Raw genomic sequence first — 26653 nt, 5'->3', positions numbered from 1 at the left:
AGAGCTAAAGCTCTTCCGGGGTCTCACCGATGCCTATCCTCCCGTAGGAGTCTCCGTATATTTCCGGAGCTGATGTGGTGTTTCGTTCAGGTTCTCAACTTATACTTTTAGTTATGTCCCAGCCTCTATTTTTTCATTGTCTACAAGGCAAATCTTTTTCTTTTCTAAAAGAACTATATAATAGAATCATAGAATCTTAAGAAAGTCTTAAGAAATTTACTAAATGAAAATTAAGATTTACTGGTTATGATAGAGACAAGTTAGAAAGCGCTGAGGGTGGTTATATGGTGGCCAAGTATAATGTATTAGTTGTCGATGATGAAAAAGAAATACGTGATGCGATTGAAATTTATCTAAAAAATGAAGGGGTGACGGTATTAAAGGCAAAGGATGGTATTGATGCTTTAGAGATCTTACATGACCATGATGTGCATCTCATTATATTAGATGTGATGATGCCTAGGTTAGATGGTATTTCTGCTACTTATAAGATCAGGGAGCAGAAGAACATTCCTATCATTATTTTAAGTGCAAAAAGTGAAGATACCGATAAAATACTAGGACTACAGGTGGGGGCGGACGATTACATAACCAAGCCGTTTAATCCAATGGAACTGGTAGCTAGGGTGAAATCACAGCTAAGAAGATATGTGACTCTGGGGACTTTTGAAGGTGCCAATAAAGTCATTGATCTTAATGGGCTAACGCTAGACCCAGCCTCTAAAGAAGTAACGGCACATGGTGAGATAGTGAAGTTAACACCAATTGAATATAAAATTGTCGAGCTTCTTATGACGAATGCTGGGCGAGTTTTTTCCATTAATGAGATTTATGAACGAGTCTGGAAGGAACCAAATTATAATGCAGAAAATACTGTAGCGGTTCATATACGGAAAATCCGCGAGAAAATTGAAATTGATTCAAAGAATCCGAGGTTTTTAAAGGTGGTGTGGGGCATTGGGTACAAAATGGAAAAGTAGTCTAGTTATTCTGCTTACCTGTTCCATTCTTTTTACTATTGGGATAAGTGGTGTTTTCTTGCTTGCTGACAAAGGATATCATTATGCACATAAGAATTATTTTCATACATCTGATTTTCAATATGATGGAGTGGATCAGTTCACTACGTATTTTACGATGTTTGAAGTGAATGGTAAGTCATTAAAAGAGGCAATGGAAGGAATAACGGTAACAAAAGAAGAGATTGAGGAGCATCGCTATCGTTATGGGGAACTTTCAGAACAACTTGATAGCATTAACCAACGATATGAAGTACTTATTCAAAATGCAATGGATGAGGAAAATGAAGAAGTTGCAGAAGCATACATAAGAGAACGAGATGCAAAGATTAATGATATTACAAAGAACTTCGAAAGTGATAGTTATGTGGAAGCAAAAATAATAAAAGAGAAGGAAGAGATACTCAAGGAGTATTACAAGGAAAGAGAGAAATATCGTTCCCAGTATAATCAGCTAAAAGATAGCTTTCAATTCTATTTTAAGAACACGAACACAGGAAAAGTCTATACAAATTTATCTGATTCTGATAAAGCAACGGCTGTTAGTGAAATTAACGAAAGTAATACCTTGTTTTATAGAGACATAGCTTTTGGTGCTTGGAGCATGATTGATTATGAGATTGCAAAAAGTAAGGAAGCCCATAATATTTTGCAAGTTTATGATATGGAACTGGAAGGTAGAATAGGAGTTCCAAAAGATATATCTTCTTCTAATTACTTTATGGACCGATTTGAGGAGTACAGAATCAATCAGATTATATATTGGTGTGTAACGGCTACCGCTATATTAGCTCTATTCCTGTCGCTTATTATTTTTAAAAAGGCAACCAAGTCACGTGCAACTGTGATGAACTGGAAAAAATACTACGACAAGATTCCGATTGATGTAAGGATATTGTTATTTGGTCTTTCGATAATCTTCACAGGCTTCATCTTAATCATTCTGGTAGAAGAGATTTATTATTATTTAAGTACCGCCTACATTCCTGATATCGTATTTGGCGTAATGCTCTTCCCAATAGGACTTTTTTTAACCTTAACTCAAGCAGTTTATCTTTTGAAAACGTTAAAGGATTGGAAAGGTCTATATGGCCAATGGAAACACAGCCTAGTAAGTAAAATATTTTTTGTATCTAGAAAATACTTGCTTATATTAGTTGGAAAGTTAAAAGAAGCATTTTTAGGTCAGACAACCGGTACGCAAATAATCTTGTTATTTGGAATGGTATTTGCATTAGGAATAGCTGCTTTACTTACAGTTGGCCATCCAATTTATGGTGTATTCTATATATTTTTACTAGGTGGAGTTGGTATTCCACTAGCTCTATTAATTGTTAATAAAATTGGAGAATTTAATCGAATTGTTGATAAAACCAATGAATTAGCAGCAGGTAACTTAAGTGGAGATCTCCAAATAAAAGGAAATACGGTACTTGCCACATTAGCAGATAATATTAATGTTTTAAAGCAAGGTGTTAAACAATCTCAAACCGAACAAGCAAAAAGTGAACGATTAAAAACAGAGCTGATTACCAATGTTAGTCATGATTTGCGAACTCCACTAACCTCCATTATTACCTATACAGAGCTATTAAAAGACCAAAAGGATATAGGTGAGGATAGTGCGGCTTATTTAGAAATTATTGACCGGAAATCAAAAAGGTTAAAGGTGCTAATTGATGACTTATTTGAGGTATCTAAGATGGCAAGCGGAACTATTGAATTACGAAAGGAACCGGTTGACCTTGTCCAACTTTTACAACAAGCATTAGGAGAATACGATGACATGATCAAAGAATCTTCTTTACAGTTTAGAGTGTCACATGATGATCCACCAATAAATGCAGTAGTAGATGGTCAGAAGCTGTGGCGTGTGTTTGATAATTTAATCGGGAACATTTTGAAATATTCGTTGGAACATTCTAGAGTATTCATAAATTTATCAACGGATAAAGGTAAGGCATTCATAACCTTTAAAAATGTATCTAAATATGAACTAAATGACAATACCGATGAATTATTTGAGCGGTTTAAACGTGGTGATACATCACGCCATACAGATGGAAGTGGACTTGGGTTGGCCATTGCGCAATCTATTGTGGAGCTTCATGATGGCAAATTAGAGATAGAAACGGATGGTGATTTATTTAAAGTAACCATTTCGCTATCCGTACAAGATTAGGGGGAAAGAAGGTCTTATGAATGAATACAATTGATTTCTCTGAAATATATAGTCTTCATTATCAACGGTTAGTTCATCAAATTACCGCTATGGTAAAGGATATTCAACTAGCAGAGGATATTGTTCAGGAAACTTTTATTAAAGCAATGAAGAAAATAGATTACATCCATTCTAAAGAGAAAATTGCTGCCTGGCTATCCGTTATTGCAAAGAGGACAGCCATTGATATGATTCGGTATGAAAAAAGTAAAAGAGGTATTTTGATGGAGGAAAGTGAACTTCTGAATCTAAATATAGAGCATAATCAACACGTGGAAAAAGAAGTAGAGTTTGACTTTTTAGTCAAAGATGTTGAGGAAGGAATTCTAGCTTTGTGCACCATTTACCGAAACGTCATGGTACTCAAAATAAAAGATGATTTAAAAACAGCAGAAATTGCAAGTCGTTTAAATCTTAAACTATCTACAGTGAAAACAAGAATATGCCGTGCAAGGAAACAACTGATGCTTCAAATACAAGATAAACTTAGTGCTTAATATGGAGAAACCCCAGTGTTTATGGAAAAATGCTGGGTTTCGTGATTTGTGGTTACATATCCTCGTTATCCTTATCATTATTTTTACTGCTCCTAAGAGCTTGTGCCAGGTTGTTAATAAATTGATTTTGTTCTTCTGCTGTATAGGATTTAATTATCTTTCCATTGGACTTATTGGTATTATTTGATTCCTTTTTCATATCAATCTCCTCCTCGTTGTTTAGTCTTACCAAGTAAGGTTAAGCTATGTTTTGATTTCAAAGTACTTGTAAATTTTATAATTAAGACTTTTAAAATACTAATTTCTATGTCATAATAGTAAAAATACTTTTAACTAGCGATGATAAGGAAAGTAAATCAATCCATTTTCTTTACAGAGAGCTTCGGTAGCTGAAAAGAAGCAGAAAATCATTGATTGAAAATGGCCTTGGAGCTTCAAAGTCGACCTTTCTTAAAGAAAATAGGCTTTGACGGGATTTGGCACCCGTTATAAATGTCAGGGTATAAGAGTGGCTGACACTTTCGTACTTGCTGAGGCTAATAATGTGAGTTATTAGTGAATTAAGGTGGTAACACGAGCTAAACCCTCGTCCTTAGACAATTGTCTATGGGCGAGGGTTTTTTATATTACTTTTTAGGAGGATGAAGTAAATGAGTATTTTCATTGGAGGAGCATGGCCGTATGCTAATGGTTCACTGCATATTGGGCACTTATCGAGTCTTTTACCTGGAGATGTATTGGCAAGATATTTCAGGTTAAAAGGGGAGGGGGTTCTGTACGTTTCAGGAAGTGATTGTAATGGAACACCGATTGCTATTAAAGCTAAACAGGAAGGAATTTCAACAAAAGATATCGCGAATCGATATCACAAAGAATTTAAGGACACCTTTGATAAATTAGGGTTTACCTATGATTGTTATACGAGAACAGATAGCCCAATTCATCATCAGGTAGTCCAAGATGTTTTTCTGCAGTTACTTAAAAATGGAAGACTTTATAAAAAGGTTGAGGAACAATGCTTTTGTAATACATGTGTACAATTCTTACCGGATCGATTTGTAGAGGGGATTTGTCCGCATTGTGGTGCAGAAGCAAGGGGAGATCAATGTGATGATTGCTCCAATATATTAAACCCAATTGAACTAATCAACAAGACTTGTAAGACATGCGGGGATGAACCAATTATAAAATCAACAGAACATTTTTATTTTGAGTTGGCTTCCTTGCAGGATGAGATTGAGGATTATGTTTTACAGGCAAAATCAAAGGAGCTATGGAGAGAAAATGCAATTCAATTATCAGAGAGATATTTAAAAGAAGGTCTAGTGGATCGAGCTGTTTCAAGAGACTTGCCAAATGGGGTAAGCGTACCTGTTCATGGTTATCAGGATAAAAAGATTTATGTATGGATTGAAGCTGTGACGGGTTATTATTCGGCAAGTAAACAATGGGCACATCATACTGGAAAAGATGAGTCTCTATTTTGGAATGAGGAGACAACTTCTTACTATGTACATGGAAAAGATAATATTCCATTTCACACCATTATCTGGCCAGCTATTTTATCAGCCATTGGCATTAAGTCTCTCCCTACGCATATTGTATCCAATGAGTATTTAACGATAGAACAGAAAAAGCTATCCACTAGTCGTAATTGGGCAGTTTGGGTACCTGAGATACTGGAACGGTATCATCCAGATTCGATAAGATACTTCCTAATCGCTAATGCACCAGAGACTCGAGATGCAGATTTTTCTTGGCGAGAGTTTATATATAGTCATAATAGTGAACTACTTGGGGCTTATGGTAACTTTGTCAATCGTACATTGAAATTTATAGAAAAATCATTTGATGGTATTACGCCAAATGGGAATATTGATACAACAATAAGAGAAGAAGTGGTGATTCTTTATGATAAGGTGGGAGATTTAATAGCTAGTTCGCAATTTAAAAAAGCATTAGAAACAATTTTTTCATTTGTCCGTTCATCAAATAAATATTTCGATGAACAGAAGCCTTGGATACAAATAAAAGAATATCACGGAGATTGTTCCGATACATTAACAACTTGCGTCTATATCATTGCTAACCTTTCACAACTGTTGAGTCCTTTTATTCCATTTTCAAGTGAGACAATTCAAAAGAAACTAGATATCCAACACATTAGGTGGGGAGAGATTGAACTTTCTTCCACTTCCCTGAAAGGAGTAGAACCATTATTTGAAAGAATTGATTTGAGCAGAATTGAAGAAGAATTAGCGAAATTAAAGCAAGGTTCTTTATAATGAATTCTGAAGATTATGGTAGAATATATAGGAAGGTGTGCTAACGGAGTAACAAAGGGGAAAACCAATGAAAAAATTCATTTCAATATGGTTAATATCTATTTTTATCTTAATTGGTTGTGAGCAATCTAATAGTGAAAAATCAAATTCAATTAAGGAAGCTATATTAACCAATCGAGAAGTAGCAATTTTGGACACAGTAGCAGATAAATCATTTGCTTTTGACTACCGGATAAGCGGCTACAAGGAAGTAGCTATTTGGCTTGAAAAGTATGAATCAGGTGAATTAGTCGATGATAAAGTAGCTTGGATGAGTGGCGGAATCGATGAAAAGGGGACTATCTTGTTTACAACCACGAATCAGGCTGATAACGAACCCTCCTCCTCCTACTATATTGGAATTTTGAGTGACAGTGGCACTGTCTCAGGGAGTGGAAGCGAGGATTTCCCAGATGGTATTCCTAATATGATGAGTACTTGGGGTAGTCTTAGTGAAAAGACCATCACAGATAGTGAAATAGTATTAGCAGCAATCTGTTATTCAGATAATGAGCATGGTATGAGCGGACTAACTACAAGCTTTTTCGAAGATCCAGCAAGTCATATGAGTGACCTTAAGGAATATGATGTAGCTTATTTACTTAAAGCTGAATTTAAAAAATAGATCAGAAATAGAAATAGCAATAAAAATAGAGTGAACACTCTATTTTTTGTTGTTTTATTAGTTGGTATTAATATTCAAAATGGGGTAAGGGGAGGTTATCATCTTGTTAAATCGTGTTTTGAAACAATTTAGATTACAGGTCTTATCACTAAATGAAGTGGACGAGTCCTTTAGTTCTACCGTCTATAAATGTCAATTGTTGAATGGTAGAAATGTTTATATAAAAATCCCTTATAGTAAGCTGAAGTGGCAGCGAGAATTAGAAGCATATGAAATCTTAAAAGATAGGGTTGCCACTCCTGTATTGTTGGATGTTTGGTCCGGTGATGAGGAATGTCCAGGTGCTTTTCTGTTATCCGAATTAAGAGGAGTGACGTTATCTACCAATGTATCCACATCCGTAGCATATCAAGTTGGAGTCCTACAAGCATCGATTCATACAATTCGACCACCTAAAGATAGAGAATTAACCGGAATTAAAGATGAATACTCTAATTGGTCTAACTTTATTGAAAGACAATTTAATAGTTTTGCCAAAGATGTCAAAGATGTTATAGATGAACGGTTATTTGAACAGGCAATAGAAAAATTCGACAATATGAAACGGCAATTACCTTCTCCAGATGGACCAAGCTTCGTGCATATGGATTTCCGTCCAGCGAATATTTTGATCGATGGTGACCATGTTTCGGGTGTAATTGATTTTGAAAGTGTTCGTTTTGGTTCTACCGAAATTGATTTTACAAAGCTATATCGTGATTTTCTGAGCTTTGATAATACCTATTATCATGCTTATCAAGAAGGCTATAAAAGTATTCGTCCATTAATGGATTTGGAAGTGGTGTTGCCGTTTTATCAGTTTACCGATGCTTTCAATAGTATTGGGTGGTGTAAGCGTCGAGGTATAGAGGAACATGCTAAATTTCTTAATGAGAATATAACAAGGTTAAAACAAATGGTATTATAAAGCTCTCTACTCTTTTTCTAGAAAGAATATGATACTATTAGGCTTTAGAGGTAGGTGTTTGGGCAATGCTAAAAGTGCGAAATATTATCATTGGCAACGGTATTCCGAAGATCATAGTTCCATTAGTTGGAGGCTCTGATGCAGAGCTTATAGATGAAGTGCGTCATGTGATGAATTTAGAACCCGATATTGTAGAGTGGCGAGTTGATACATATGATCATGTCGAGGATTTTACAGCTGTCCATTTCATGCTTGTGAAGTTGCGAGATTTATTAGGAAATACTCCATTGCTTTTCACGTTTAGAAGCTTTCAAGAAGGTGGAAAAAGAGAAGCATCCGTGACTTTCTATCAAGAACTTATAATGAACGCTATTGAAAATAAGTTAATTGACTTAGTTGATATTGAACTGTTTCTTGGAGATGTTATTGTAAAGAAATTAGTTGCAATTGCTAAGAAGAATAATATATATGTGGTAATGTCCAATCACGAGTTTCATAAAACTCCAGATAAGGAAGAAATCGTTAATCGTTTACGAAACATGCAGGAACTTGGTGCTGATATACCGAAAATTGCTGTCATGCCGAATTCTACCCAAGATGTTGTCACATTATTAGATGCTACTAATACAATGAAAGACGAGTATGCAGACCGCCCCTTTATCACCATATCCATGGGGGAGAAAGGTTTAGTCACAAGGTTGTCAGGTGGAGTGTTTGGCTCTGCAGCAACATTTGGAGCTGGAAGAGAAGCATCTGCACCAGGACAATTAGATGCGAAGGAGTTAAGAAGGACGTTAGAGTTATTCCATCCATCACATAAACTATAGGAATTTAGAAATACTGGTTGACCTAATTTACAAACTATTTTTACATGTTATAATTAGGTTAGAAAAATAATATATTAATAAAAAACCGTCCCATGCTGGTACATGGAACGGCTACAACAGACTGGCCCCAACAAGAGGGGTGGCGCAAGGGAGATAATCCTCACTGCCGAGCTAAAGCACATGAGGGATTAATCTTGTTTGGACATGACAAAAGCAATTAACATACTGAATGAAATCATCAGTGTTAAAACTTCAAACATATCCATGGGCAACACCCCCTTTCAAAGGGAGACCATGAAATGAAGTGCGCCAAAACCCCTCACGTGAAGCTTGTCTGTTGTATTTTATTTTATCATAACAGAACATACGTTTCTATGAATAAATGGAACCATTTAGCACTTTTCTTATATATAGAAAGGTGCTTTTTTATTGGAGGAGATTTGTGTTGTCTTCTCTGTGATATATTTATTATGATCTCCAACAGATTGTTGTTTTGACAGATAGTGTGAAACTGTGCGGTAACTACATTCAGTTCCCTCACTAATTGCAGAGGATAGTGGTATAATACCGCTCCGGCAGAATACTCCGCTTTCCACGGGCACGGCCTCAGCCTCCTCGAGGAAAGTTCGCCTCTGCGGGGTCTTCGGACACGTGCTATTCCCGTAGGAGTCTCCGTATTCTGCCTGCGCTAGTTTAAGCTTTCTAATTTATAGTAGTAAATGATTTTTGTATTGGTTTTGAGTGCATTGAATTTATTTCACTCCACACTAGCGAAGGAAATACACGGAGACTCCTGCGGGAGGATAGGCTTCGGTGAGACCCCGCAGTGCGTAAGCGCGAGGAGGCTCACCAGCCGCCCGCGGAAAGCGGAGTGTATTTCCGTAGCGGGTATGATGCTATAACAAGCATCTTAAGTACCGCACAGTTTCTAACAAATAGTAACAACGGTGTTATAAACTGTTTTTATTAAAAGTTAATATTTTTTGCAACTTATTTTACATAGAAAGCATCTAAGTATCAGAGAGGGGGAGAGCCGGCTTGCATCTCGTTGATAGAATAAAAGAAAAAGAGGAAAGTGCACTGATAGAATTAATGGACCAATATGGTGATTATTTGGTCCGCACGGCATTTCTACTGCTTAAAGACTATCAAACTGCAGAAGAAGCGGTACAAGATACATTTATCATAGCTTTTGAGAAGATGAAACAATTAGATGACCCAGAAAAGTTAAAAAGCTGGCTCACCTCCATCGTTATGAATTGTTGTAGGTCACGAATGAGGAGATGGAGTTGGAAAAATATCTTACTCCATTTCGAACATGATCGTGATGAGAAAGATGAGTCTGCAATTTCCCCAGAAGAAGAATTACTCGAAATGATTTGGAACAAAAATCTTAGTCATGCCATTCATAAATTGGATTACAAATATCGTGAGGTAATAACCCTTTTTTACTTTAGTGAAATGAAGATAAATGAAATTGCGCTATCAACAGGAGAAAAGGAAAACACAATTAAGTCAAGGTTAAAAAGAGCCAGAGCTCAGTTAAAGGATATTTTAGTGAAGGGAGAGGATTTTCTTGAAGAAAGCGAACAAGCAATTAAAAAGACATCTAGATAAAGAGATGGAGCATATTCACTTTTCAAGGCAGAAGAATGTACTGAATGAGATTAAACGACAAACCTGGAAAGATAAACTTCATAGACTTTGGAATAAGGGAATTTCCATCCCTCTCATTCCTGTTAGTACTGCCTTTGTTCTGTTAATTATGACCTTAGGCTACGTGGAACTATATCCAATAGAACAACTTGATAACGAAGACCAGAATAAAAAGCTGATTGAAGTTGCAGGTAATTATTATTGGAAGGATGAATTTGAAAGGGCGCTGTTGAAAAATGAAAATTAGGATGAAAGTAAAACATCTTGTATATATGGTTGCTGGAATACTGATTCTCATCCCATTACTTACTAATGTATTATTCCCACACGTCGAGTTGTTTTTAGCGGAAAAAAAGATTAATGCAGGTAAGGTGGAAGCAAAACAAGAAATATTAGAATTATTAACAACAACCCCAGTTTCTACCAAAAAATGGGAGTTGATTCAGACGTATATGATTGAGGATGGGGTATCTGGTCAATACGATATATATGTTAGTCCCTCATTTACGATGGGAGGACACTCAATGGATGAACAACCGATCCGCTTTACTCAAGAGGAAAAGATACCTTATTTAGAGGATTACGTGAAAAATGGTCCCGTTGATTGGTATCTACAACGTGCTGCCAAAATTCTATCGTTTATATATCAAAGTGATGGTGATTTCCATAACGCAAAAGATGTTCTATATGAGACTTCACAACGATTTCCTCCAATGGAAAGTTATCTTCGAGATGAACTACTAATTGAGCGAATTCGTATTGCAAAGAATCAAGGAGAGTATGACGAGGCAAATCAGTATATAGAAGAATTGCTAGGTACATTGGGAGAAGAACATTCTGATATTACAGCACAAATTGCTCAGTTGAGAGCGGAGATTATACTTCATCAAGGGGATAGTGAATTAGCTTTAGAAGAAGTGAAAGATGCCATACAGGATTATGAAGAAGAGTTCGATAAAGAAATGAAAGAAATACCAGAGTCGGAGAGAGATCATGTTGATACGATAGAAAACCGTGTTTACTATCAAAGTTTAAAAGCACTGGAAAGGTCGTTAAGTGTAGATAAAAATGCAGTTAAACCAATAACTGTTTCTGGTAAGGTTGTGCGTAGTGATGGAACACCTTTAAGTGGTGTAGGGGTGTTTTTACGAGATGAAAAGAATGCAAGCCGTAGTGTTAGCCCAGAGGATACGTTTCAGGCAGTAACAGACAAAGATGGGCGATTTGAGTTTGGTGGAGTGGTTCCAAATAATTATCAAATAACATTAGGTTTTTATTCTGAACAAATTAGTGGCTGGAACTGGCCAATTTCTCTGGACGAATGGATAAAGGTAGACGGCAGCGAAAATATTACCTATGACATTGTGCTGCAGAAGTTAATTGAGATTAAGGAACCTGTTAATGAGAAAGTAATAAAGGATGATTCGGTTCGTTTCGAATGGGAAGCGGTGGAAGGAGCAGCTTTTTACGATATCGGCTTTGGCTTTGATATAGAAGGCGGTTCGATTAGTACTGGATTCATTACGGATATTAAGGATACTAAGATCGATATCCCCATTGATGATATTTATAACTTAAATGGTGGAGGGATAATAAGTGATGAGGATGGAGTAGACCCATTATCCTTATTAGCATATACCAATCCCGAAAATCGTTTTCACTGGAATGTCATCGCTTATGATGAGAATGGAGAACTTATTACGAAGAGTAATGGATATCGTTTAGATGATAAAACAATTGGAAATTTACCATTCTTTTATTTGAAAGAACGGGAATTAACTAATGCTGACAGATTACTTTTAGATTATAAAGTAGATGAGGCATTAGAAGAATACAAGGAAAACTATGTGGAAAATCCAGATGATATTCATAGTTTACGAATGATAACTCGCTTAATTGGGGCTAAGGAAGAGGATTATCGAATTACAGAAAAAGAGGAAACAATCCCATATTTAGAGGAATTAGCAATAAAATCGCCATCTGAGAGTACAACATGGCGGTTGGCCATGCACTATTATGAGCAGTACGATTGGGCTAACTTTCACAAATGGTTTGATCCATATCTTGATAAGAAAGAGGAACTTGATTCATATGATCAATCCATTTATGCAAGTGCATTAATGAAACAAGGTAAACATGAAGAGGCAAATAAGCAATTTAAAGAGGCAATGAATATGGACGGTAGCAATCGCTTTGTTGGGCAATGGGTTGCAAATGAATTATATCGAATCGGACTAGAGGACGAAGTAGCAGAAATAGCTAGGGATTACCCATATATACCCTACGCTGGCGAAATGGATGTGCCAAATTGGTTAGTATTAGTAAATTCCATTTTAGAAGAAAGTAAAAGCCATACTGAGTACGAAAAAGAATTAAAGAATGTCCTAGAAATGTATTTTACTAATAATAAAGAGGCTCTTGAGAATTGGCTAAATAGCACGAATAAACCAAACATGAAAAAATTAGTAGAAGCAGTCAGAGAGGTTCGTTAATCATGCTGCGCTATTCCGTAATAGAATAGCGCATTTTTTATTGGTTCCTCGACTTCTAATATCCACACTCCTAAACATGCATGAAACGGAATGAAAATGAATAAAAATGTAAGTTAATGTTGACAAAACGGAATAATAAATCATACTATAGAATTAGTAAAAATAGTAGAGGAGTTTAAGGGATGCTTGCTGAAGAGCGTAGGCAAAAGATAATGGAAATACTTCAAAAAGAAGGTAGAGTTATTGCGAAGAATCTGTCCAACTTATTCCATATATCAGTTGACTCTGTTAGAAGAGATTTAACTATTATGGAAAAACAGGGACAACTTCAAAAGACATATGGTGGTGCAGTTTCTGTAAAACCTCAATCGAAAGTAAGGACTCTACCATTGCCTGAATCAAAAAGATATAGTCAACCTGCTGCCCATCAAGATGGCATTTCTAAAATTGCTGCTTCCTATATTCATGAACATGATACCGTATTCATTGGTAGCGCGGGAATACAATATGGAATGTTAAAACACCTACCTACTGATATTCCGTTTACATTGGTTACCAATTCCTTGAAGATTGCAGATGTTGTCCGAAATAAAGATAATATCACCTCCTATCTTATCGGTGGAAAGTTAAGACCAAATTCAGCTAATAGTATGATTGATACGATTGCACTTGAAATGGTCAGTCAATTTTCATTTGATATAGCTTTTCTAACTGGTGGTGGTATTACAGCAAGTGGAATAAGTACGGCAACACCAGAAGGAGCAGCTTTTCATAGGAGGGTATCAGAGCTTTCACGTAAGTCTATCTGTTTAGCTCCCCACGAAAAACTTGGTCAGAGGATGTTTATTAGCTCCATACCAATGGAGAGAATAGATGTTATTATTACAGACCAAGCAGCTTCAGAAAAGGTCATACAAGAAATTGAAAAAAGAAATGTGGAAATAGTCTTTACTAATGCATAAGAGGAGTGAATATATTGAAAGCCTTACGTGTAGATTATTCACCGAACATTAACGGTAACATATCCATTCCAGGTTCGAAAAATAGTTCATTAGCATTACTTGCTGCAGCTTGTTTATCAGATGAACAAGTAACACTAAAAGGAATACCAAATATTGCAGACTTTCGGGTAATTAAGCAAATGGGAAAAGATGTAGGGTTAAAGATTGAACGTGACCTGCTAGGAGATGTACATATTGATCCAAGCAAAATACACTCCACAGAGTTTGATCCAAAAAAGTCATCATCATTTCGTACTGCTTATTATTTTGTAGGTGCTTTACTTTCAAAATTTGGCAAAGTTAAAGTTGGCTATCCTGGTGGAGATGACTTTGTAAGTAGGCCAATTGATCAACATGTAAAAGCTTTTGAATTAATGGGTGCTACATTTTCCTATTATAAAAATTACTATGTGGTGGAAGCAAAGGAACTTATAGGGGCCAGTATCTATTTTGATACTATCACTTCTGGAGGAACGATAAATGCTATGTTAGCTGCAACGCGTGCAAAGGGCGAAACTGTACTATTTAATGCTGCTCGTGATCCGGAAGTAATTGACACCGCCATTCTTTTAAACGAAATGGGTGCCAAAATTAATGGAGCTGGCACAGATACCATCCGTATTTCTGGTGTTAAATCCTTAAATGGATGTACACATCGAGTAATACCAGATCGATTAATTGCTGGTTCATTTTTAATTGCAGCAGGAGTAGTTGGGGGAAGTGTTACTGTGAATAACGTTATTCCTGAACATTTAGGATCCTGTATCTCTAAGTTAAGAGAAGTTGGTTTAGATATAGAAATAAATGAGGATCAAATTACAGCCCACTCAACTGGGAAACTAAAAGCAACTCGAATACGGACTGCGATGTATCCTGGATTTGCAACGGACATACAACAACCTATGACAACATTGCTTACCCAAGCATCTGGTAAAAGTTTTATTGCAGAGAAAATATATCCTAACAGATTTAATCATGTTAGTGAGCTAAGAAAAATGGGTGCGGACATTAAAATTAGGTCTGGAGTTGCCTATGTAAAAGGGAAAACGCCTCTAGAGGGTGCCGTGGTATCCACATCCGATATCCGAGCAGGAATTTCGTTAATTCTAGCTGGTATGGTAGCAGAAGGTACTACCTTTATTACTGGGGTCGAACATATTGAAAGAGGGTATGAGGATGTTGTGTCAGCATTCCATTCCCTTGGAGTAAAAATTAAAAAAGAAACACTTACTTATGGGATTAATGACAACCTTATAGATGATGCGAAATGAAGGGCTACTAGTATAGCTCTTCATTTTTTTGAAACTTTGTCCGCTTTTTTACGTATGTATAGATAGACAGAGCAAGGGGGAATTGTCATGCTAAAACAATTAAATGAAGAAATCGTACAAATAAAAGGTGAGTTACATAGGAAAAAGAAATTGGAGTTACAGCTAAATGACTTTCAAAACGAAAGGTCCGAAATGGAGCAAACCATCACGAAGTTAAACAACCAACTAACCAATGAAAAAAGAGATGTAAAAAAGTTAGAAGGTCTTAGTATCACAAACATCTTTTCTACTATTTCCGGAACTAAGTATGAAAAATTGGATAAGGAGAAACGTGAAGTAATGGCTGTTCAACTTCAATTAGAGGAAGCCGAAAAGACAATTGGGGAAATAAATACCTCTATTATGGAAGTGCGAAATAAGCTAAGTGAGATAGACCGAAGTGAATTAGAATATAAGGAACTCCTTAACAAGAAGGAACAACTAATAAAAGAGAGTAATTCTCCATATGCAAGTAATTTATATTCCATTAGTGAACAAGAAGGAGATATTTTAGCCTATGTTAAAGAGTTAAGGGAGGCAGTCACTGCGGGTAGATACGCAAAAGATGCACTTAAAAATGCAGAGAGTTCCTTGGAATCCGCCGAGGGTTGGGGGACATGGGATATGTTTGGCGGTGGCATGTTTACTACTGCTATGAAACATAGTAGTATGGACGAAGCTTCAAACTATATTCACATTGCTCAAACGAGAATGAGAGAATTTCAGAAGGAGTTACTAGATATTGGAGATATGATTGAGGCAGATATGGAAGTTTCGGAGCTACTCAGATTTGCAGACTTTTTCTTTGATGGGTTCATTGTCGACTGGATGGTACTAGATAAAATTCAGAATTCTCAAGGCCAAGTATGGGATCAACTAGAAAAGGTTGAGAAACTCTTGAATACATTAGAAGCGGAACTTGCTAATCTAGAGAGTAAATTATCTGAACTTCAGCATGAGAGACAAATGTTAATTGAAAGCATTTAAAAAGTGCAATCGTACAAGGTTCTGCATAAGAAAAAAGGATGATTAGCTATTCAGAGTTAATCATCCTTTTATATGTTAATTTTGATTGGCTATTTTTGTACGTTTATTGCTATTTTGTTAGAGACTGTGAAGTAACTAGTTTAAATACAACACAAATTAGTTGGGTATAGCAGTACGACACCGCTCCGGCAGAATACTCCGCTTTTACTGCCAGCACAGGGGCGACATCTGCTCGAAAGAACCTTCGCAGTGTCTACCTTGCCGCGGGCCCGGCCTCAGCCTCCTCGAGGAAAGTTCGCCTCTCTAGGGGTCTTCGGACACGTGCTATTCCCGCAGGAGTCTCCGTATTCTGCCTGCGCTAGTATTTATTTCTAATTATTATAAGGAATAATACTATGTTTTTGAGATAAGTGATGTTTAAATTATTCTTTCACTCTATACTAGCGAAGTGTATTTCCGTAGCGGGTATGATACTCCCAACCACAACTACTAGCCGCACAGTTACTATTTACTATTAGTTAGACTAAACTTATTCAAAAAAACAACATTTTTATAGAAAATAGCATTTTGATTTTAGCCACAACAATTGCTAGTTTACCGTCTATTTCGTTTCTACTAAGTCATGTTGTTCCGGATATACTGACGATACCAACTCATTCCGTCCTTTTTCACGTTTATCGAGCATGATTTGGTCTGGTTGAATTCCCTGATCACGTAGTACTTCCATGTTCTGCACTAAGAATTCGTCACTGCCAACAATATAGAAGATTCCATCCTTGTCTTCAGCAAGGTATTTCACTTCTTCATAGTAGTCTGTACGATTATCGACGAACTGTGCTATGAACTTTCTTTCTGGTGCAGATTTGATGATAGTATTAAATAAGAAATCTTGTGATGAATCAATGTTTAAGGAATGTATTTGATTGACGTTATCAGCGCACTCAAAATAATCCAGTACTAATGGTCTGAAAGTTGCCAGTCCCACACCAGATGATAACAGGTAAACATTTTTATTTTCTCGTTTGAGCGGTACATTCGAATGGGTTTTAAATATGGCTACTTTATCACCGACTTCAAGTTTACTTAAAATCGATTTAAACTCAGAACACTTCTCTCTGATACGTGTTGTAATACCAATTGATTCTTCATGGGGTAAAGTAGAGATTGACATATGACGAATCAAGCCACGGTTTGGTTTATCACCGGCATTGAATCCTTCTAGTGCGAAGTGTGTGTGAGAACCTTCTTCCCATGTAAAGCCTTCCGGACAGTCAAGTAGATACGTCCTAACCTCAGCGGTTTCTTCAATAATCTTGTTTATTTTAGTCCAGTATATTTTCATATGTTTATCTCCCTACTTAATTATAGAATCTTTACTATCTAATATACACTAAGTGATAATAATTCTCAATTGTAAGGAGTAATTATTTCTAGTTTCATATTACCGTAGTCTGGATTCAGAAAAGAAAAATTGGTATAAGGCATGTTTCACCTTATACCAATACAATGTAGGGAGTATTAATTAGTTATATCTTCAGCAGGTCCAAAGATTTCATAATGAATATCTGAATCTTTTACTTCCAATTGTTTCAGTACTTGATAAGTAGCACGCATAAATCCTTTTGGTCCACAGAAGTAGAAAGCTGCATCATTGGAAGGAACAATCGAACTCAACCAATTATAATCTATATAACCCTCTTTATCATATTCATCGCCTTCTACTGGACGGTCGTAAACCGTATAATGTTTCACTTGTGGATTATTTTCAGCTATCTCTTTCACACGGTCCTTCATTGCATGGAAATTACTAGATTGCGCTGCATGAATGAAAATAACCTCACGCTCAGAATTTTCCTTAATGGTTGTTTCTAGCATACTCATCATTGGTGTTAATCCAACCCCACCACTCATTAACACTAGTGGTCTCGTATCTTGTTGATCTAATACAAAGTCACCACCAGGTGCACTGATTGGAAGGATACTTCCTTCTTCAACTTGATTGTGTAAGAAATTAGATACGACACCCTCTGGATTATCTCCTAATGCCTCTTCACGCTTTACACTAATACGGTAATATCCTTCACCAGGAGCACATGATAAGCTGTATTGACGTAAATGATTGTAAGGATCGCTCTCCATTTTTACTGTAATATATTGTCCGGCTTTAAATAATGGGAATGGGTTTCCATCGGCAGGTTCTAAATAGAATGAAGTGATAACATCACTTTCCACTACTTTTTTCATTACTTTAAAGTCACGGTAATCTACCCAGCCACCAGGAGAATTCTTCACTTCCTCATACATCTCTTTTTCAATGGAAATGAATGCATCTGCAATCACTCCGTATGCTTTTTCCCATGCCGTCATGATTTCATCTGTTGCAGCCTCACCAAGAACATCCTTAATTGCTAGTAGTAGATTTTCTCCTACAATTGGATAATGCTCCGGTTTAATATTTAAGCTTCTATGTTTTTGACCAATTTGTTTTACGACAGGTAAAATTGCTTCTAAGTTATCGATGTATTTAGCTGCAGCATAAACTGCATTTGCAAGTGCTTTTGGTTGTTCACCTTTACGTTGATTTGTTTGATTAAAGATGTTTTTTAATTCGGGGTAGTTTTCAAACATAATTTGATAGAATCGTTTTGTAATGTTCGTGCCATGCTCTTCTAAAACAGGTACAGTTGATTTAATAATATCGATTGTATGTTGGTCTAAGCCTATTGTTGAAGTTGCCAAAATAATGCACTCCCTTTTTAAAATTTAAAGATGTATTTTGAATACATGTTTATTGTATACTAGATTTTGATAGGTGAACAACCGGCTAAAAGGCGATTTATGTTACAATATTGTGAAGTAATACACAAGGGGACAGAATAATGCAACTTAAAAAATATACCGACTATAGCCTGCGAGTGTTAATATTCGTAGGTTTGAAAAATAATAATGAACTGGCAAGTATTAAGGAAATAGCAGATGTCTATGATATTTCGCACAATCACCTTGGGAAGATAGTTCATGAGTTAGCCAAGCTTGAACTGTTAGAAAGTATAAGAGGGCGTAATGGTGGTTTTCGTTTAGCTAAAGATCCTGGGGAAATTAATATTGGAAAGCTAATTAGATTACTAGAAAGTGATTTTAATTTATTAGAATGCTTTGATAGGGGAACCAATCATTGTCTCATTTCACCAGGCTGTACATTAAAGCACGCACTGAATAGAGCTTTACATGCTTTTTATCAGGTGTTAGACGGATATACGTTAAAAGATTTGATAGAGAATGAACAAGAACTATTAGGGTTAATGGGAATAAAAGATAATTAAGTTCATCAATACCATTTTAGAAGTTTTTTTCTAAATAGATTTCCTTTATAATGGAATCAGTATTTATATGGAGGTAACAGACATGAAAGAGATAACAGCAGTTGAATTAGCAGAGAAGATAAATAAAGACGAAAAGCTTAATATTATTGATGTACGTGAGGACGAGGAAGTGGAAATGGGGAAAATTCCTGGAGCTCGTCACATTCGATTAGGTGATCTTGCAGATAGTTTAGATAAACTTGATAAAAACGAACACTACTATATGGTTTGTCGCTCTGGTGGAAGAAGTATGATGGCATGTGAGTTTCTGATTGACCAAGGCTATGATGTAACAAATATGGTTGGCGGTATGCTTTCTTGGGAAGATGAACTAGAATTTTAAGATTGCTAGAAAAGGGGTAGAAGATTGAATGGGAATCAATGAATGGTTACTGATAGCATGTATCGTCATTTTAATAGCTACCCGCTTCATTCCGGTTAAAGGTATTACAAATATTACCACATATGAAGCTAAGGCGATGTTTACAGAGAAAAATTTGCAATTTATTGATGTTCGAACACCTGGAGAATTTACACGAAATCACCAAAGGCCGTTTCGGAATATTCCACTCTATGAACTGACACAGCGGCTTACGGAATTAGATAAACAGAAGGATATAGTTGTAATTTGCCAAAGTGGAATTAGGAGTTCAAAAGCGGCGCGTGTATTGAAAAGAAAAGGTTTTACACAGATTTATAATGTGAAGGGCGGAATGAGTGCCTGGAATAGGAATATGGACGAAAATAAAGCGGCGAAATGATTTCACTTCGCCGTTTTATTTTTCTGTTATTTCTGTATTAATAGCGTTAAGATAGAATTATGAATGGTTAGAAAGGAGTTTTAATATGTCTACATATCCAAATGTTCATGAAACAATAGACTTAATTAAAAAGTTAGTATCTATTCCTAGTCCAACAGGGTTTACAACTAATGTGATTCAATTTGCTGAGGATTACTTGCAAAAACTAAATGTAGAAACAAAGCGTAATCGTAAAGGTGGACTAATTGCAACATTACCAGGAACGAATAATGATGAACATCGCATGCTCACAGCTCATGTTGATACACTTGGTGCCATGGTGAAAGAAGTAAAAAGTAATGGCCGTCTTCGTTTAGATTTAATTGGTGGTTTCCGTTATAACTCCATTGAGGGAGAGTATTGTGAGATCCATACCTCTAGTGGGAAGGTATATACTGGTACCATTCTTATGAGACAAACATCTGTTCATGTCTATAAGGACGCTGGAAAAGCAGAGAGAAACCAGGAAAATATGGAAGTGCGTATTGATGCTGAGGTAAATAATGCGGAAGACATACGTGCTCTAGGTATTGAGGTTGGGGACTTTGTATCCTTTGATCCTCGTGTTCAGATAACGGATAATGGCTTCATTAAATCACGTCATTTAGATGATAAGGCGAGTGTTGGGATTTTACTGCAGTTGATTAAATGTTTAAAAGAGGAAAATGTTACACTACCCTATACAACCCATTTTCTAATTTCGAATAATGAAGAAATAGGGTATGGTGGTAACTCTAATATTACTCCAGAAACAGTAGAATACTTAGCTGTGGATATGGGGGCTATGGGAGACGGACAATCAACAGATGAGTACACGGTATCGATTTGCGTGAAGGATGCAAGTGGACCATATCATTATGGTTTACGTAAGAGATTAGTAGAACTTGCTGAAAAGAATGATATTGAGTATAAGTTAGACATCTACCCTTATTATGGTTCTGATGCTTCGGCTGCTATTAAATCAGGCCATGATATCGTTCACGGGTTGATTGGTCCAGGAATTGATTCTTCCCATGCATTTGAACGTACACATGAAAAGTCTTTAATCAACACGGAGAAATTGGTTTATCACTATGTGCTATCTGATATGATATCTTATTAAGGAAAGAGGCTGGGACAAAAGAGTTTTAGTTGATTAAAATCCGAACGAACATGAAAAGCGCATAGACCCGCTCCGGAAATATACTACGCTTTTACTGTCAGCACAGGGGCGACATCTGTTCGAAAAGACCTCACAGTGTCTACCTTTCCACGGGCGGCTGGTGAGCCTCCTCAGAGCTAAAGCTCTTCCGGGGTCTCACCGATGCCTATCCTCCCGTAGGAGTCTCCGTATATTTCCGGAGCTGATGTGGTGTTTCGTTCAGGTTCTCAACTTATACTTTTAGTTATGTCCCAGCCTCTTTATGCCTATTACTTTAAATTCCATGCCTTTAACATATTTTCCAATGTTAATTCTTCTGTGGAATTAACGAGATAATCTGCTTCTTTTAGGTATTCCGGATCACCGACGCCGACTGCGAACATTCCTGCTTTTTTTATGGATTCGATCCCCGCAGAAGCATCTTCTATTCCGATACACTCGGTTGGTTCAACTTCAAGAATTGAAGCGGCTTGTAAGAATATGTCGGGTGCGGGTTTGCTATTTGCAATAGTACTTGGGTCTGCTTTAGCATCAAAGAATTCATCTATCTCTAGTGATTTTATTATGGTTGGAGCATTTTTACTAGCAGATGCTAACCCTATTTTATAACCGCCACGCTTTATCTCTACTAATAAAGAATGGATTCCAGGTAAAATGTCTTTCGGGTTTACATCTAAGATTAATTTCTTATAATAGTCATTTTTATCTTCAGCGATCTTTAGTTTTTCTTCCAGTGAATAATGATTTGATTTCCCGCCAAATTCCAGAATTCGTTCTAGTGAACCAATTCGATCTACACCTTTTAGTCTTTCATTAAAGGTTAGATCAATGTCAATCCCAAGTTTACCTGCGCATTTTTTCCATGCTCTAAAATGAAGGTCAGCAGTATCCGTAATAACACCATCTAAGTCGAAAATGAATGCTTGAATCAATTAAAAAACTCCAATCATCTATTCGTTATGACAAGGGGATTTTCAGCAGAAATAATATATCTCTTATCCCAAATATGCAAGTTCACTTGGCCTCCAGATAATAGCTTCACCTTAAAGCCGTCCGAATGATTTGATACTTGTAATAATTGGTCTTGGTACTGTATGTGAAACGTATATCCCTTCCACTGTTTCGGCAACTGTGGACGGAAGTATAAGCCATCTTCTTTTAAACGAAGTCCTGCAAATCCGGCTACAATCGCCATCCAAGTACCACCCATATTAGCCATGTGAAGACCATCTTTTGTATTTCCTTGGATGTTATCTAAATCTAATCTTGCCGTTTCTAAAAAGTAGTCATAGGCTTTATCTACGTATCCTACTCTTGCTCCCATCATACTGAAGACGCAAGAAGATAGGGAAGAGTCGTGAGTCGTAATAGTTTCATAATAGTTATACGAATCTTTCATAATATCTTCTGGTTGCTCATCTTCAACTAAAAAGTGGGCAAGAACGGTATCTGCTTGTTTACATACTTGATATCGATAAATAGTTAACGGATGATAATGAAGAAGCAGTGGATAATGTTCCGCTGGAGTTCCTTCAAAATCCCAAATTTCTTTTTGTAAGAAAGTATCATCCTGTGGATTAATATTTAATGTACGATCCGTTGGTAAATACATAGCATCTGCAGCTGATTGGAATTCCTCTAATTCAAATTCTTCTAGAGATAATTTACTTTTTAAGGCTTTCCAATGCATTGGGTCTTCATTTTGAACTAGACGTGCAATTTTACATGCCCAATGTAAATTATATTTAGCCATTACATTAGTGTAATAATTGTTATTCACGATTGCAGTATATTCATCTGGCCCGGTGACCGTATCAATTCGAAATTCACCATTGTAGAAATGACCAACTTCTATCCAAAGTCTAGCTGTCTCTAGTAAAACTTCTGTACCAAATTCCTTAAGAAAACTTTTATCATTAGTTGCTAGATAATATTGAACATAGCTATAAGCAATATCTGCGCTAATGTGATATTGTGCTGTTCCTGCTGGGTAGTAGGAGGAGCATTCCGTCCCGGTTATGGTTCTCCAAGGATAAAGTGCGCCTTTTTTATGACCCATTTCAATAGCTCTCTCTCTAGCAGAGTCTAGTATGGAATAACGATATTGTAATAGTTTCCTTGCGAGATCAGGGTTGGTCATAGTGAACATTGGAAGTAAATAAATTTCTGTGTCCCAGAAATAATGACCTTCATACCCTTCACCTGATAATCCTTTTGCCGCAATACTAGTTTTTCCATCCTGTCCTGCGGATTGAAGCAAATGATATAAATTAAAACGGATAGCCTCTTGGATTTTATCATCTCCATCGATGGTTACATCTGTTTTTCCCCAAAAAGTTGTCAAATAGTCTTGTTGTAAATTCATTAATTCACTAAAGGAGAATAAGGCAGTTCTATTCTTAATCGAGAAGAGTGACTCTTGTAAATTTTCATACCGTGTCGAATCAGCAATAAACGTTCTCTTATCTAGCGTTATCTCTTCTGATAAAATCATATCCATAATGGTTTGTACAGATAATTTGTTCATTTCATATCGATAGGATACGGAGTTACTGGAGACAGTCACCGTTGATAAAGCAGCTGCCCGTAATTTGGAAGCTTTCGTTTGAACTTCCACCAAACTCCCTTCATGAGTCCAGGATAGATTAGTAATCGTTAATCTGTTTTCATCATCACTTGATACACGGGGGTCATCCTTGTCTGCAAAGTTTCTCACTTCTCCATTTACAGAAGAAATAATCTGTATTGGTATATTCATACTGACTGGTGTAAGTGTGATAAATTGATGAAAAAGTTCCCTTGTATGGAAGGATACAAGCCGCTTAAAATTAACTTTTAATTCATAGCCTTTAGTTGATTTCCAATGTAATATTCTCTCTGTCATTCCTTTATCCAAGTGGAGTATTCTGGTGTAGTCTAGAACTTCACCCGAATGAAGTGACAGTTTTTCCCGTTGATTATCTTCACCAATCCATATTTCAATACCTTGAGCATCCATAATATTTAATAGTTTTTGTTGGTTTTCTGGAAACGCGTATAGTTTTTCACCGTATGGTATATCAACAATATCATGGAATCCATTAATATAAGAACCTCGTATTGTTTTAGCATCGTTCGGTAAACCTTCTTCTAAATTTCCGCGGATGCCAATATAGCCGTTGCCATTAAAGAATAAGCTTTCTTCTAGTAATAATGTATCAATATCTGTTGCGTTGGATTGTACCTTCCAAGACAAGATGTTTCACTCCTTATTCTGCTAGAAATAATATATGTTTGTTTCACTTTATTCCTTCACGCCTCCAGATGTTAGCCCTGAAACAATCTGCTTTTGGAATATTAATACAATGATCAGTGTTGGTATGGTTACAATAGTTGTCGCGGCTGCAACTTCTCCCCAAAGGATGGAGAATTGATCACGTAAGAATGAGATTGCAACTGGAACTGTGTGGAAATTTGATTCCGTGTTTAAGGTTATGGTTAATAGAAATTCATTCCATGCAGCAATAAAGGTAATGATTGCTGTAGTGAACACACCAGGCGCTGCAAGTGGGAATACTATCTTGGTTAATGTCTGTATTCTGGTTGCGCCATCAATTTTTGCAGACTCCTCTAGTGCTAATGGGATTTGATTAAAATGTGTAACAAGTATCCATACCGCCATAGGTAAGGTAATGGTAGAGTATGGAAGAATAACGAAGTAGCTATTTAACCAACCCAAATCATAGAATAAGTTGTAAACCGGACCAGTAATAATCATTTGTGGGAACATCGATACCGCTAGTACTAAACCTAGCAATATACTCTTCCCTTTAAAATGAAAACGAGAAATGGCATAGGCACAGAGTGATGCAACAACAATCACATATATGGTGGTAGATATGGCAACTACAAAACTGTTAATTATTGCTCGTAATATACCTTTTTCAAAAAGAATGACAGCATAGTTTTTCAATGTGGGGTCTTCTGGTATAACATTAAATGCACCGGTACCAAATATCTCACCACTTGTTTTAAAGGAAGTAATGAAAATCCATAAAAAAGGAAAAACCATGATGAATAAATAACCGGTCACTACAATACCAAACATAACTAGTAATTTTCGTTTAGAATGTTTCATTTTCTTCCCTCCTTAATCGCGGTCGAGTAAATTCGTACCGAGTAATCGAACAAAGATAATCGCAATAATTGCGACACATACAAACATAATCATCACGACAACAGAGCCATAACCAAAGTTTGTCTGTCCAAACATGGTTTTATAAGCATATATAGACATTGTTTCGGTAGCTCCACCTGGACCGCCACCAGTTAATACAAAGATCAAATCAAAAACTCGAAATGCATCAAGTGTACGAAATAGTAAAGCAACCAGAATAGAAGACTTCAATAATGGTAATGTGATAGTGAAAAAGCTTTTAAACTTAGAAGCTCCGTCTATGGATGCCGCTTCATATAATGAACCTGGGATATTCTGAAGCCCAGCAAGTAATAACAATGCCATATACGGTGTTGTCTTCCATACGTCTGCTAGGATGGTGGACACCATAGCGCCGCCCTGACTCAGTAATAAATCTTGTGATTGGCTAATTAATCCTAGGTTTTCAAAAAAGTGGGCTACAATCCCGCTTGTTCCATCATAGAGATAACTCCACATTAAAGCAGCAACCGCTGTAGGAATTGCCCACGGAATAAGGGATGTTGTCCGAACTAACCCTTGACCGAACATAGCTTTATTTAATATTAAGGCTAAACCTAAACCGAGAACTAATTCGATTGCAACCGATACAACAGTAAATAGAATGGTGTTCCATAGGGCAGTATGAACCCGGTTATCACCTAGAGCATCTTTATATGCTTGTAGTCCAATAAAATTGGAAGGGATAATACTTTTATTGAAATCCTCCACTAGTAATGGAAGACTATCTGCGTGTGTTAATGAATATTTCGTATTTAAATCTTCAATTAACTCTTTCGTATTTTCATATAGGGTAGTTATATCTGTACGTTCCTCTTTTGAAATAACGATAACCCCTGTTGAATCCGTATAAGAATTAGCGACTGTCTCAACTTGTTGTAAGTTTTCTTCGACCTTTAACCTATCTTCATTTTCAGTAATATTAGCCACATCTTCGGACAAAAATAGATTAATATATAATGCCGTTTCATTAAATAAATCGGTATTAAATCGTTCATTCAAATAGAGACCAGCCTTTTGTTGGTCATTCAGCTTATAATCAAATAATGTATAGGTAACAGACTGAACAACAGGCCATAAAGAAAAAATCCCAATGAGGACTAAGGTGGGTAGTAAATAGAGCCAACCACTAAATCCTAGTTTCTGTTTCAATGTATTCACCTCTCAGAAGGTATATAAAGTGGAAACTCCTTATGAAGATTGGTCATAAGGAGTTCCATAGTTAAAAC

The 26653-nt window shown here is 36.5% G+C and carries 24 protein-coding genes and 1 other annotated feature; of the genes, 17 read left to right on the top strand and 7 right to left on the bottom strand.

What is annotated here, in order from left to right:
• Window positions 1-287 precede the first annotated feature (287 nt).
• Genes BN999_RS09250 through BN999_RS09240 form a run of 3 tightly spaced genes read left to right on the top strand, consistent with a single transcriptional unit; the run spans window position 288 to window position 3737 of the window.
• The gene (locus BN999_RS09250; protein WP_096271100.1) at window positions 288-980 is read left to right on the top strand and encodes a response regulator transcription factor; all 693 of its coding nucleotides are present in this window, start codon (window positions 288-290) and stop codon (window positions 978-980) included.
• Window positions 958-3201 (top strand): sensor histidine kinase, encoded by a 2244-nt coding sequence (locus BN999_RS09245; RefSeq protein ID WP_096271099.1) that lies wholly within the window; start codon window positions 958-960, stop codon window positions 3199-3201. The genes BN999_RS09250 and BN999_RS09245 overlap by 23 nt, the downstream gene beginning before the upstream one ends.
• Window positions 3202-3221: 20 nt before the next feature.
• Window positions 3222-3737, top strand: coding sequence for an RNA polymerase sigma factor (locus BN999_RS09240; protein WP_255247429.1), 516 nt, complete (start codon window positions 3222-3224; stop codon window positions 3735-3737).
• A gap of 52 nt (window positions 3738-3789) precedes the next feature.
• Here BN999_RS09240 and BN999_RS20585 read toward each other — a convergent pair whose 3' ends face one another.
• A complete protein-coding gene (locus tag BN999_RS20585) occupies window positions 3790-3936 on the bottom strand; it encodes a hypothetical protein (RefSeq protein WP_176481927.1) in 147 nt (48 codons plus the stop codon).
• 131 nt (window positions 3937-4067) lie between these two features.
• Window positions 4068-4334 (top strand) — a binding site (T-box leader).
• A gap of 53 nt (window positions 4335-4387) precedes the next feature.
• Between BN999_RS20585 and metG the strand changes: the two genes are divergently transcribed.
• The 10 genes from metG (at window position 4388) to BN999_RS09190 (ending at window position 15926) form a co-directional block, all read left to right on the top strand.
• Window positions 4388-6022 carry a methionine--tRNA ligase gene (gene metG / locus BN999_RS09235; protein WP_096271098.1) on the top strand — a complete coding sequence of 545 codons (1635 nt, stop codon included), beginning with the start codon at window positions 4388-4390 and terminating at the stop codon, window positions 6020-6022.
• Window positions 6023-6089: 67 nt separating this feature from the next.
• On the top strand, window positions 6090-6686 hold the full coding sequence (locus BN999_RS09230; RefSeq protein ID WP_096271097.1) for a hypothetical protein: 597 nt from the start codon (window positions 6090-6092) through the stop codon (window positions 6684-6686).
• A 103-nt stretch (window positions 6687-6789) separates the two neighbouring features.
• Complete coding sequence (locus BN999_RS09225) at window positions 6790-7653, top strand: phosphotransferase family protein (protein ID WP_096271096.1); 864 nt, start codon at window positions 6790-6792, stop codon at window positions 7651-7653.
• 65 nt (window positions 7654-7718) lie between these two features.
• A complete protein-coding gene (gene aroD, locus BN999_RS09220) occupies window positions 7719-8480 on the top strand; it encodes a type I 3-dehydroquinate dehydratase (protein ID WP_096271095.1) in 762 nt (253 codons plus the stop codon).
• 1038 nt (window positions 8481-9518) lie between these two features.
• Window positions 9519-10097, top strand: coding sequence for an RNA polymerase sigma factor (locus tag BN999_RS09215; protein ID WP_096271094.1), 579 nt, complete (start codon window positions 9519-9521; stop codon window positions 10095-10097).
• Entirely contained in the window at window positions 10057-10383 is a 327-nt protein-coding gene (locus BN999_RS09210; RefSeq protein ID WP_096271093.1) for a hypothetical protein, read from the top strand. Before BN999_RS09215 ends, BN999_RS09210 begins: the two co-directional genes overlap by 41 nt.
• A 1-nt stretch (window position 10384) precedes the next feature.
• A complete protein-coding gene (locus BN999_RS09205) occupies window positions 10385-12628 on the top strand; it encodes a carboxypeptidase regulatory-like domain-containing protein (RefSeq protein WP_176481926.1) in 2244 nt (747 codons plus the stop codon).
• A 182-nt stretch (window positions 12629-12810) separates the two neighbouring features.
• Complete coding sequence (locus BN999_RS09200) at window positions 12811-13590, top strand: DeoR/GlpR family DNA-binding transcription regulator (protein WP_096271091.1); 780 nt, start codon at window positions 12811-12813, stop codon at window positions 13588-13590.
• Between the two features lie 14 nt (window positions 13591-13604).
• A complete protein-coding gene (murA, locus tag BN999_RS09195; protein WP_096271090.1) occupies window positions 13605-14900 on the top strand; it encodes a UDP-N-acetylglucosamine 1-carboxyvinyltransferase in 1296 nt (431 codons plus the stop codon).
• A gap of 87 nt (window positions 14901-14987) precedes the next feature.
• Window positions 14988-15926, top strand: coding sequence for a hypothetical protein (locus BN999_RS09190; RefSeq protein WP_096271089.1), 939 nt, complete (start codon window positions 14988-14990; stop codon window positions 15924-15926).
• A 601-nt stretch (window positions 15927-16527) separates the two neighbouring features.
• Here the strand turns inward: BN999_RS09190 and BN999_RS09185 are convergent.
• Window positions 16528-17268 (bottom strand): dihydropteridine reductase, encoded by a 741-nt coding sequence (locus BN999_RS09185; protein ID WP_096271088.1) that lies wholly within the window; start codon window positions 17266-17268, stop codon window positions 16528-16530.
• 176 nt (window positions 17269-17444) lie between these two features.
• Complete coding sequence (gene hmpA, locus BN999_RS09180; protein ID WP_096271087.1) at window positions 17445-18665, bottom strand: NO-inducible flavohemoprotein; 1221 nt, start codon at window positions 18663-18665, stop codon at window positions 17445-17447.
• Between the two features lie 140 nt (window positions 18666-18805).
• Here hmpA and BN999_RS09175 point away from each other — a divergent pair, with 140 nt between their 5' ends.
• The 4 genes from BN999_RS09175 (at window position 18806) to BN999_RS09160 (ending at window position 21190) form a co-directional block, all read left to right on the top strand.
• A complete protein-coding gene (locus BN999_RS09175; protein WP_096271086.1) occupies window positions 18806-19249 on the top strand; it encodes an RrF2 family transcriptional regulator in 444 nt (147 codons plus the stop codon).
• 82 nt (window positions 19250-19331) lie between these two features.
• Window positions 19332-19631 (top strand): rhodanese-like domain-containing protein, encoded by a 300-nt coding sequence (locus tag BN999_RS09170; protein ID WP_096271085.1) that lies wholly within the window; start codon window positions 19332-19334, stop codon window positions 19629-19631.
• Between the two features lie 28 nt (window positions 19632-19659).
• Complete coding sequence (locus BN999_RS09165; protein WP_096271084.1) at window positions 19660-20049, top strand: rhodanese-like domain-containing protein; 390 nt, start codon at window positions 19660-19662, stop codon at window positions 20047-20049.
• 85 nt (window positions 20050-20134) lie between these two features.
• Window positions 20135-21190 (top strand): M42 family metallopeptidase, encoded by a 1056-nt coding sequence (locus tag BN999_RS09160; protein WP_096271083.1) that lies wholly within the window; start codon window positions 20135-20137, stop codon window positions 21188-21190.
• 308 nt (window positions 21191-21498) lie between these two features.
• Here BN999_RS09160 and pgmB read toward each other — a convergent pair whose 3' ends face one another.
• The 4 genes from pgmB to BN999_RS09140 are packed head-to-tail and all read right to left on the bottom strand — an operon-like array spanning window position 21499 to window position 26576.
• Entirely contained in the window at window positions 21499-22161 is a 663-nt protein-coding gene (pgmB, locus tag BN999_RS09155) for a beta-phosphoglucomutase (protein ID WP_096271082.1), read from the bottom strand.
• 14 nt (window positions 22162-22175) lie between these two features.
• Window positions 22176-24464: a glycoside hydrolase family 65 protein gene (locus tag BN999_RS09150; RefSeq protein WP_096271081.1), complete on the bottom strand. Its 2289-nt coding sequence runs from the start codon at window positions 24462-24464 to the stop codon at window positions 22176-22178.
• 48 nt (window positions 24465-24512) lie between these two features.
• Window positions 24513-25346: a carbohydrate ABC transporter permease gene (locus BN999_RS09145; protein WP_096271080.1), complete on the bottom strand. Its 834-nt coding sequence runs from the start codon at window positions 25344-25346 to the stop codon at window positions 24513-24515.
• A gap of 12 nt (window positions 25347-25358) precedes the next feature.
• Entirely contained in the window at window positions 25359-26576 is a 1218-nt protein-coding gene (locus tag BN999_RS09140) for a carbohydrate ABC transporter permease (RefSeq protein ID WP_096271079.1), read from the bottom strand.
• Between the last annotated feature and the right edge of the window lie 77 nt (window positions 26577-26653).

The sequence above is a fragment of the Paucisalibacillus globulus genome (genome assembly GCF_900184735.1).
In the GTDB taxonomy this organism is placed as follows: Bacteria; Bacillota; Bacilli; order Bacillales; family Amphibacillaceae; genus Ornithinibacillus; species Ornithinibacillus globulus_B.
This window is presented reverse-complemented; position numbering and strand designations above follow the sequence as displayed.